Annotated in this window: 9 protein-coding genes and 1 pseudogene; 6 read left to right on the forward strand and 4 right to left on the reverse strand. The window is 51.9% G+C overall.

Going from position 1 to position 9,437, the window contains the following annotated elements:
* Positions 1 to 200 precede the first annotated feature (200 nt).
* Entirely contained in the window at positions 201 to 1,004 is an 804-nt protein-coding gene (dkgB, locus tag L977_RS15455) for a 2,5-didehydrogluconate reductase DkgB (RefSeq protein WP_014882652.1), read from the forward strand.
* 29 nt (positions 1,005 to 1,033) lie between these two features.
* Here dkgB and yafC read toward each other — a convergent pair whose 3' ends face one another.
* Positions 1,034 to 1,939 carry a DNA-binding transcriptional regulator YafC gene (gene yafC / locus L977_RS15460; RefSeq protein WP_023332148.1) on the reverse strand — a complete coding sequence of 302 codons (906 nt, stop codon included), beginning with the start codon at positions 1,937 to 1,939 and terminating at the stop codon, positions 1,034 to 1,036.
* A gap of 104 nt (positions 1,940 to 2,043) precedes the next feature.
* Between yafC and L977_RS15465 the strand changes: the two genes are divergently transcribed.
* The 3 genes from L977_RS15465 to L977_RS15475 all read left to right on the forward strand — a co-directional run bounded on the left by L977_RS15465 (position 2,044) and on the right by L977_RS15475 (position 5,005).
* Positions 2,044 to 3,219: an MFS transporter gene (locus L977_RS15465; protein ID WP_023338087.1), complete on the forward strand. Its 1,176-nt coding sequence runs from the start codon at positions 2,044 to 2,046 to the stop codon at positions 3,217 to 3,219.
* A gap of 135 nt (positions 3,220 to 3,354) precedes the next feature.
* Positions 3,355 to 4,155, forward strand: coding sequence for an endonuclease/exonuclease/phosphatase family protein (locus L977_RS15470; protein ID WP_014882655.1), 801 nt, complete (start codon positions 3,355 to 3,357; stop codon positions 4,153 to 4,155).
* A 76-nt stretch (positions 4,156 to 4,231) separates the two neighbouring features.
* Positions 4,232 to 5,005, forward strand: coding sequence for a class I SAM-dependent methyltransferase (locus L977_RS15475; protein WP_047626113.1), 774 nt, complete (start codon positions 4,232 to 4,234; stop codon positions 5,003 to 5,005).
* 52 nt (positions 5,006 to 5,057) lie between these two features.
* Here the strand turns inward: L977_RS15475 and mltD are convergent, their stop codons facing one another.
* Together mltD and gloB are read right to left on the reverse strand one after the other, a co-directional pair.
* Positions 5,058 to 6,422 (reverse strand): murein transglycosylase D, encoded by a 1,365-nt coding sequence (gene mltD / locus L977_RS15480; protein ID WP_047626115.1) that lies wholly within the window; start codon positions 6,420 to 6,422, stop codon positions 5,058 to 5,060.
* A gap of 68 nt (positions 6,423 to 6,490) precedes the next feature.
* On the reverse strand, positions 6,491 to 7,249 hold the full coding sequence (gloB, locus tag L977_RS15485; RefSeq protein WP_032637427.1) for a hydroxyacylglutathione hydrolase: 759 nt from the start codon (positions 7,247 to 7,249) through the stop codon (positions 6,491 to 6,493).
* 32 nt (positions 7,250 to 7,281) lie between these two features.
* Between gloB and L977_RS15490 the strand changes: the two genes are divergently transcribed.
* On the forward strand, positions 7,282 to 7,998 hold the full coding sequence (locus L977_RS15490) for a class I SAM-dependent methyltransferase (RefSeq protein WP_032637942.1): 717 nt from the start codon (positions 7,282 to 7,284) through the stop codon (positions 7,996 to 7,998).
* On the opposite strand, the pseudogene rnhA reads toward L977_RS15490, so the two are convergent.
* Positions 7,999 to 8,576: pseudogene (gene rnhA / locus L977_RS15495) on the reverse strand (ribonuclease HI). It lies immediately after the preceding gene.
* On the opposite strand from rnhA, the gene dnaQ reads away from it, so the two are divergent.
* Positions 8,530 to 9,261 carry a DNA polymerase III subunit epsilon gene (gene dnaQ, locus L977_RS15500; protein WP_032637426.1) on the forward strand — a complete coding sequence of 244 codons (732 nt, stop codon included), beginning with the start codon at positions 8,530 to 8,532 and terminating at the stop codon, positions 9,259 to 9,261. The pseudogene rnhA and the gene dnaQ sit on opposite strands and share 47 nt — an antisense overlap.
* The last annotated feature ends 176 nt before the right edge of the window (positions 9,262 to 9,437 follow it).

Consider the following 9,437-nt stretch of genomic DNA (forward strand, 5'->3'; position numbering starts at 1 on the left):
ACGCAGGGGGTCGCGGGTTCGAGTCCCGTCCGTTCCGCCACTTATTGAAAGCCCTGAGTTAACGCTCAGGGCTTTTTTCTTATCTGCTGTTTAATTATTGCGAAATGAGCAAAAATCCTCTGCGTTTTACGATCTTTTTCAATATAACAACGCCAGCGATAATCCTCCTCAGTTTACGAACATAATGATTGAGGAATACTATGACTCTCCCTGCATTTGGTCTGGGCACTTTCCGCCTGAAAGACGACGTTGTTATCGCATCTGTTAAAACGGCACTCGAGTTAGGCTATCGCGCAATTGATACGGCACAGATCTATGAAAATGAAGCTGCCGTTGGACAGGCCATTGAAGAGAGTGGTGTACCGCGTAACGAGATATTTATCACCACCAAAATCTGGATTGAAAACCTCAGCAAAGACAAACTGCTCCCGAGCCTGAAAGAGAGTCTGAAAAAGCTGCGTACTGACTACGTGGACCTGACGCTGATCCACTGGCCATCACCAAACGATGCCGTTTCTGTAGAAGAGTTCATGCAGGCGCTGATGGAAGCGAAAAAGCAGGGATTAACGCGTGAAATCGGTATTTCAAACTTCACCATTCCGCTGATGGAAAAAGCCATTGCCGCAGTAGGTGCAGAAAATATCGCGACCAACCAGATTGAACTTTCACCTTATCTGCAAAACCATAAAGTCGTGGACTGGGCAAAGCAGCACGGTATCCACATCACGTCATACATGACGCTGGCTTATGGTAAGGCACTGAAAGATGAGGCGATTATACGTATTGCTGAAAAACATAACGCGACCCCGGCACAGGTCATTCTGGCATGGGCAATGGGCGAAGGTTATGCCGTGATCCCATCGTCAACCAAACGTGTAAACCTGGCCAGCAACCTGTCAGCGGTCGACCTTCATCTGGATGATGACGATAAAAAAGCGATCGCAGCACTGGAGTGCAACGATCGCCTGGTCAGCCCGGAAGGTTTAGCGCCTGACTGGGATTAAGTTTCACTAACCCTCTGTCACCTTAACCCTCATACAGCTCCTCCGGGAGCTGTCTTTATATGTTCACTCAGGAAGTCAATAAAAGCACGAATCCGCGTACTCACCGCTCTGTCACTGTAATACACTGCGCTAAAAGGCATCTCGACCGGCAAACGTTTATCCGCCATCAGTTCCACCAGTTCACCTCGTGCAATCTCCTTATCTATCATATAGTCAGACAGGCACGCGATGCCGTTCCCTTCAAGACACAGTTGCTTTAGCGTTTCTCCACTGTTTGACGATAACCCACTGGTAATTTCATGAAGCTGACCATCACGACAGGCGACAGGCCAGGTGTTCAGTGATACCGGTTCCGTAAAGCCCAGACAAAGATGCTGCTTCAACTCTTCAACGGTCTCCGGTTTACCGTGCTCAGCAATGTACTGCGGCGACGCGATAATTTTGCGGTAGCTGGCAAACAGCGGGCGGGCGCGCAAGCTTGAATCGGTCAGTGTACCGGCCCGGATAGCCACATCCACTTTACGCTCGATGAGGTTGATAAACGTCTCTGATGAGACCAAAGAAAGCGTCATCTCCGGATAGCGTTCACGAAAAGGTTTGATCAGCGGCATCAGAAAGTGCAGTACTACCGGCGTGGCCGCATCAATGCGCAGCAATCCCCGCGGCGTGCTGCGGCTTTCCATAATTTCTGTCTCTGCTGCAGCCATCTCCTGCAGCACCGACTGCACGCGGCGGAAATAACGCTCTCCTTCTTCCGTCAGGCTCAGTTGCCGCGTCGTCCGGTTGAGCAGGCTCACCCCAAGCTTCATCTCCAGCTTTTTCACTGAGCGGCTGATGGCCGAGTTAGCCTGTCCCAGCTGTTCGGCTGCCCGGCTAAAGCTACCGCTTTCAACAACGGCGACAAAGATTGTCAGCTCTTCTGACGTTGCTTTCATTGTTGCACCACCTGCAAAATTCTATTGATATTTTGACCATTTTTGTTATTTAAGCACTGGCGCATACTGCCTGTCATCTTAATCCTGATGATACGGAGTATTTTATGCCACTGGCGCTACTTGCCCTGACGATCAGTGCCTTTGCAATTGGCACGACCGAATTTGTTATCGTGGGACTGGTTCCCACCATTGCTAACCAGCTTGCGATCTCGCTGCCTTCCGCCGGATTGCTGGTGTCAATCTACGCCCTGGGCGTCGCCGTCGGTGCGCCTGTGCTGACGGCTCTGACCGGACGTTTTCCGCGTAAGCAGCTGTTAGTTGCGTTGATGGTGTTGTTCACCGCCGGTAACATTCTGGCCTGGCAGGCACCGGACTACACCACCCTGGTGATTGCCCGTCTGTTGACCGGCCTTGCACACGGCGTGTTCTTCTCAATTGGTTCCACCATTGCAACCAGCCTGGTCCCCAAAGAGAAAGCAGCCTCAGCTATTGCGATCATGTTTGGTGGACTGACCGTCGCACTCGTTACGGGCGTACCTCTAGGTACGTTTATCGGACAGCACTTCGGCTGGCGTGAGACGTTTCTGGCCGTCTCCTTACTGGGGGTTATTGCCCTTGTTGCTAGCCTGCTGCTGGTACCGTCGACTATTCCAGGCCGGGCCAGCGCCAGCCTGAGCGATCAGCTAAAGGTGCTTACCCATCCGCGTTTGCTGATCATCTACGCGGTCACGGCTCTGGGCTATGGAGGCGTATTTACCGCCTTCACCTTCCTGGCACCGATGATGCAGGACCTGGCTGGCTTCTCCCCGAGTGCCGTGAGCTGGATTTTGCTGGGATACGGTATTTCCGTGGCGATTGGCAATATCTGGGGCGGCAAGCTTGCAGATAAACATGGTGCGGTTCCGGCGCTGAAATTTATCTTCGCCGCCCTGGTGGTTCTGCTGTTGATATTCCAGTTCACGGCGTCCATGCAATACGCCGCACTGATCACGGTACTGGTAATGGGGGTCTTCGCTTTTGGCAACGTGCCCGGGCTTCAGGTTTATGTTGTTCAGAAAGCGGAGCTCTATACGCCAAACGCCGTGGATGTGGCATCCGGACTGAACATTGCCGCGTTCAATATTGGGATCGCGCTGGGCTCCATTATTGGCGGACAAACCGTCGAACACTTTGGATTAACCCAGACACCCTGGATTGGTGCGGTGATCGTCCTTGTCGCTTTCCTGCTGATAGGGCTGAGTGGCCGCCTCGATAAACCTGCTCGCGTAGCACTGGGATAACATCAGTAAGTGCTTGCTTACAAAACTGGAAAGCGGTTTCTCAGAAATTGCGTTGAAAGTGTGACCTAAAGTCCCTATAACATTAGAACCAGTCCGTTTTCGGGCTGGTTCATGTTACAGAGGCCGTTTCCAAAAGTGCGAAAAAATACCTATGCCATGCGTTATGTTGCCGGAATGCCCGCGGAGAGGATCTTGCCTCCGGGGTCGTTTGCGAGCATAAGCCAGGCATTACCCGCAGGGACACCGTTAAGCAGCGATGACAAAATTCGGGTACTGGTCTGGAATATCTTTAAGCAGCAGCGTGCGGAGTGGTTATCGGTACTCAAGAATTTTGGTAAAGATGCTCATCTGGTTCTGCTTCAGGAGGCGCAAACCACACCTGAACTGGTTCGGTTTGCCACAACGAACTATCTTGCTGCCGACCAGGTGCCGGCGTTTGTCCTGCCGCAACATCCTTCAGGCGTGATGACCCTCTCTTCAGCACACCCGGTTTACTGCTGCCCGCTGCGTGAGCGCGAGCCTATACTGCGTCTGGCGAAATCGGCGCTGGTGACCGTCTATCCGCTGCCGGATACCCGGATGCTGATGGTGGTGAACATCCACGCGGTAAATTTCAGCCTGGGCGTGGATGTGTACAGTAAGCAGTTACTTCCCATTGGCGATCAAATTGCCCACCACAGCGGGCCTATCATTATGGCCGGTGATTTCAATGCCTGGAGTCGTCCGCGCATGAATGCGCTGTATCGCTTTGCGCGTGAAATGTCTCTGCGTGAAGTCCGTTTTAGTGACGATCAGCGTAAAAAAGCCTTTGGTCGACCTCTCGATTTTGTCTTCTATCGTGGTCTGAGCGTGCATGATGCCTCTGTTCTGGTCACGCGCGCCTCCGATCACAACCCTCTACTAGTCGAATTCAGTCCCGGCAAACCTGATAAATAATGGTGTGTCAGGTCTGCCGTGGGGCAGGCCTGCGCGGGTGCTGCCCTTTTATTTTTAACCAACAAAGGACAGTACGATGACAACAACACACTCCCATCATGACAACGTAGAAAAACAGTTTGGCTCCCAGGCAAATGCCTATCTGACCAGCGCCGTGCATGCTTCAGGTCGTGACCTGCTGCGTCTCGGCGAACGTCTGGCAGCATTCCCGCAGGCGCACGTGCTGGATTTAGGCTGTGGGGCAGGGCATGCCAGCTTTACGGCTGCGCAGCAGGTGGCGAAGGTCACCGCGTATGACTTATCCAGTCAGATGCTGGATGTTGTTGCTGAGGCGGCGAAGGCGAAAGGGTTGAGCAACGTGGATACGCGCCAGGGGTACGCCGAGTCCTTACCGTTTGATGATGCCTCGTTTGAGGTGGTGATTAGCCGTTATTCCGCGCACCACTGGCATGATGTCGGCCAGGCGTTACGTGAAGTCAAACGTGTCCTGAAGCCGGGCGGGATCTTCATTATTATGGATGTGATGTCTCCCGGGCATCCGGTGCGCGATATCTGGCTGCAGACAGTAGAAGCGCTGCGTGATACTTCCCACGTACAAAACTACTCCAGCGGAGAGTGGTTATCGCTTATCACTGAAGCGGGGTTGATTACCCGAACGTTAACAACAGACCGTTTGCCGCTGGAATACCCTTCGTGGATTGCCCGTATGCGTACCCCGGAAGCATTAAGTCAGGCGATTCGCCTCTATCAGGAGAGTGCCTCTGCTGAGGTAAAAGCGTACTTTGAATTGCAGGAGGATGGATCGTTTACCAGCGATACCATCATGGCTGAAGCGCAAAAAGCGGGATAAACAAAAAAGGCACCGAGGGGAATCGGTGCCTTTTTATCTTTCGATCGTGTAATCAGGAGTCTGGCGTGGCGCTGTTCTTCACAAACAACGTCAACTGGTCGCCTGGTTTCAGATTGTCAGTATCATTGTTCCAGCGCATTACATCTTTGATGTTCACGCCATGTCGTTTTGCGATACTGGACAGTGAATCGCCTTTACGTACGCGATAAGTGATGCTATCGCTGTTGCTGGCGAGACGCTGTGCGCTGCTACCTGCGCCTACCGTCAGAGTTTGACCCACTTTCAGACCTGAGCTGCGCAGATTATTCCACTGCTGCAGATCTTTCGCCGTCACGCCAAGACGTGATGCAATGCCAGAAAGCGTATCACCTGAACGCACCTTATAGCTGCGGCTGTTAACGGATGAAGCATCGGCGATCAGCGTTGACTGAACGGCGGCAATCTCACCCGATGCTAAAGACTCACGCAATTGCTCAGCATGTTTCTGCGGAACCATCACATACTGCGGGCCACTAGCCCCCAGCGTTGAGCCTTTAACGCCTGCATTAAAGGTTTTAAGTTTACTTACCGACATACCCGTCATATTAGCAACCTGTTGAATATCCACAGGGTTACTGAGGCGAACGCGCGCCAGTGCACGACTTTCGTCTGGTGTTGGCAGTTGTACACCGTAACGCTTGCTGTTCTTGAGAATATCGCTCAAGGCCAGCATCTTCGGTACGTAAATCTTCGTTTCCTGTGGCAGTGAGAGCGACCAAAAATCGGTGGATTTACCCCGTGCTTTATTCGCTTTCATTGCCTTCAGTACACGACCCTCGCCACTATTATACGCTGCGACCGTTAACAGCCAGTCGCCGTCAAACATCTTATTCAGACGTTGCATCATGTCGAGAGCGGCTGTCGTTGAAGCGACAACATCCCGACGCGCATCATAGTTGCGGGTCTGTTTCAGACCATAGTTTCGCCCGGTGCTCGGAATGATCTGCCAAATGCCTGCGGCATTGGCGCCAGACGTCGCGTGTGGGTCAAAAGCGCTCTCCACTATGGGTAGGAGTACCAGCTCCATAGGCATGTTACGTTTCTTAACTTGCCCGGCTATCCAGTACATATACGGCTCTGCCCGTAACGTTACATCGTGGAGATAGCTCTTATTTCTTAAATACTTCTGCTTCTGTTCGCGAATCCGGCTGTTTTCCGGAATTCCCATCTTTAGCTCGTCGCCAATAGAGGTCCACAAGTCTTGCTCCTGCGCGAAAGATGTCCCATCGTCCATCCAGCGCGCCGAACTTGTAAACTTCCCTGCTTCCCCTTGACCAGCTGCAGAAAGGCTCTGTGCGTGCTGTTGTACGTTGCTGCCGTTCTGCGACTGGCAACCTACAAGCAGGACAGAGGCGAGTAATATCGCTTTTGCCTTCATGTGTGTGTCAATAGTTGCTTAAAAGACGAGCGATGATAACGGCGAAATTTTGAAAAGGCAACCCGCATTTATCTGAAGTTATCTTTCTTTGACCTTAACCATGCAAATCGCTGTTCTGGTTGTTGCAAATTTGTTTCTTGGTTAATTTTATTAATTAAATCAATATCATCTGTTCGCAGAAATAAATTAATTCGGCGCTCATTTTTCAGAATTGCGGGTAGTGTATTTTGGTTTTTTGCACGTAACTCCTTCACTTTGTGATAATAATCCTGAATCGCCCGATCCTCGGGTAAGAGGCTCTCCGCAAACTTCATATTCCCTAATGTATACTCATGGGCACAACAAATAAGTGTGTCATCGGGTAAAGCACTAATCTTTTGTAAAGACTGATACATCTGTTCTGGTGTGCCTTCAAAAAGTCTTCCGCAACCGCCTGAGAAGAGGGTGTCGCCACAAAAAAGATAAGGTTTACTGTAGAAACACAGATGTCCCAAAGTGTGACCTGGAGTAGCAAATACGGAAAACTCCCACTCACGGATGTGGATATTTTCGCCCTCCTGGACTACTTGCGTCGTTCCCTTATCTTGTGTCTCAGCCGGTCCGTAAACCACAAGATGCGGAAAATGAGCGCGCAGTTCCGGCACGCCGCCAGTGTGATCGTTATGATGGTGCGTCAACAGAATGGCTTCTGGCTGCCAGCCGTTCTCCTTTATTGCATCAAGCACAGGGGCGGATTCGCCGGGATCGACAATGACGCATCGACGATCGTTATCGACCAAAACCCAGATGTAATTGTCCTGAAAAGCAGGAATACTGATAAGATTCATACATTACCTCTTATAGCGTGGCGGGTGTTTTGATGAAACCGGCAAGGATACCTCAGACTGTCGCAGCACCGGAACGTTGGGCGGAATTGCCCTGGGGTGAATACTATCGCGAGGCGCTTGAGCAACAGCTGAAGCCCTGGCTCGCGAAAATGTATGGCTTTCACCTGCTTAAGATTGGCAATCTCAGCGCAGAAATCAATACCGAAAGCTGCGCCATCTCACATCAGGTCAATGTCTCTCTCGGCGGATCGCCGGTTCAGGTGAAGGCTGACCCATTGCATCTGCCGTTTGCGGAAAAATCCGTAGATTCGTGTCTTCTTGCCCACGCGCTGCCCTGGTGCAGCGATCCTCATCGTATGCTGCGTGAAGCCGATCGCGTGCTGATTGATGACGGCTGGCTGATACTCAGCGGTTTTAATCCGCTGAGTCTGATGGGGTTACGTAAGCTGGTGCCTGTATTGCGCCGAACGCCACCCTATAACAGCCGGATGTTCACCATGATGCGCCAGCTCGACTGGCTGTCACTGCTCAACTTTGAAGTGCTCAACTATGGCGGTTTTCAGGTACTGCCGTGGGCACGTCAGGGGGGAGTTTTATTGAGTACGCATTTGCCCGCATTAGGCTGCATGCAGTTTATCGTCGCGCGTAAGCGAACCATCCCTCTGACGCTTAACCCCATGAAGCAGAGCAAATCGAAAACGCCCATCCGCCAGACCGTTGGCGCAACGCGGCAGTACAGAAAACCCTGATCAGGATTCAGGCTGGTAGCCAGTATCCTCATGGGCCGGATTTGAGGCCGCCGCGCGCGCCAGTTCATCGCAGCGCTCGTTTTCCGGGTGGCCGGCGTGGCCTTTAACCCACTCCCACTTAATCTCGTGCTGGCCCAGTGCCGCATCAAGGCGCTTCCAGAGATCGACGTTCTTCACGGGCTTCTTGTCTGCAGTTTTCCAGCCTCGTTTTTTCCAGTTGTGGATCCACTGGGTGATACCCTGTCGCACGTACTGGCTATCCGTACTCAACACCACGTCGCAGTGTTCTTTTAAGGCTTCCAGCGCCACAATGGCCGCCATCAACTCCATACGGTTGTTGGTAGTCAGGAAATACCCTTCGCTAAAAGTTTTCTCATGCTGACGATAGCGCATAATCGCGCCGTAGCCGCCGGGTCCTGGGTTCCCGAGACAAGATCCATCGGTGAAAATTTCTACCTGTTTACGCATCTCTGGTAGACTTCCTGTATTGAAACGTTCAGTTAAACGATAAGTCTGACATAAATGACCGCTATGAGCACTGCAATTACTCGCCAGATTGTCCTCGATACCGAAACCACCGGTATGAACCAGATCGGCGCGCACTACGAAGGGCACAAGATCATTGAGATCGGTGCCGTTGAAGTGGTGAACCGTCGTCTCACGGGGAACAACTTCCACGTCTACCTCAAACCCGATCGGCTGGTGGATCCAGAAGCGTTTGGCGTTCACGGTATTGCCGATGAGTTCTTGCTGGATAAACCGACCTTCGCCGAGGTGGCAGACGAGTTTCTCGACTACATCAAAGGCGCTGAGTTAATCATCCATAACGCGTCGTTCGATATCGGCTTTATGGACTATGAGTTTAGTAAGCTCCATCGCGATATTCCGAAAACCAATACCTTCTGCAAAGTGACCGATAGCCTGGCGCTGGCGAGGAAGATGTTTCCCGGCAAGCGTAACAGCCTCGATGCACTCTGTTCACGTTATGAAATAGACAACACCAAGCGAACGCTGCACGGGGCACTTCTCGATGCCCAGATTCTGGCTGATGTCTATCTGGCGATGACCGGCGGTCAGACGTCGATGAAATTCAGCATGGAAAATGAGTCGCAGCAGACGCAGGGCGAAGCGGGCATCCAGCGCGTGGTCCGTCAGGCAAGTCGTTTACGGGTTGTTTTAGCCAGTGATGAAGAGTTACTTAACCATGAATCCCGTCTCGATCTGGTACAGAAGAAGGGCGGCAGCTGTATGTGGCGCGCCTGAAAAAACGCCATAATGTCTGTAAAATCATCGGTTGGGCGATTTTTGCAGCAAACGATTCAAAACGTGAGAAAAAGCGTTGACGAGATCGGAGGCACACCGTAATATGCGCCTCGTTCCCCAAACGGGAACAGTGGAGCGGTAGTTCAGTCGGTTAGAATACCTGCCTGTCACGCAGG

The sequence above is a fragment of the Enterobacter sp. ZOR0014 genome, from assembly GCF_000798855.1.
Lineage (GTDB): Bacteria > Pseudomonadota > Gammaproteobacteria > Enterobacterales > Enterobacteriaceae > Enterobacter > Enterobacter kobei.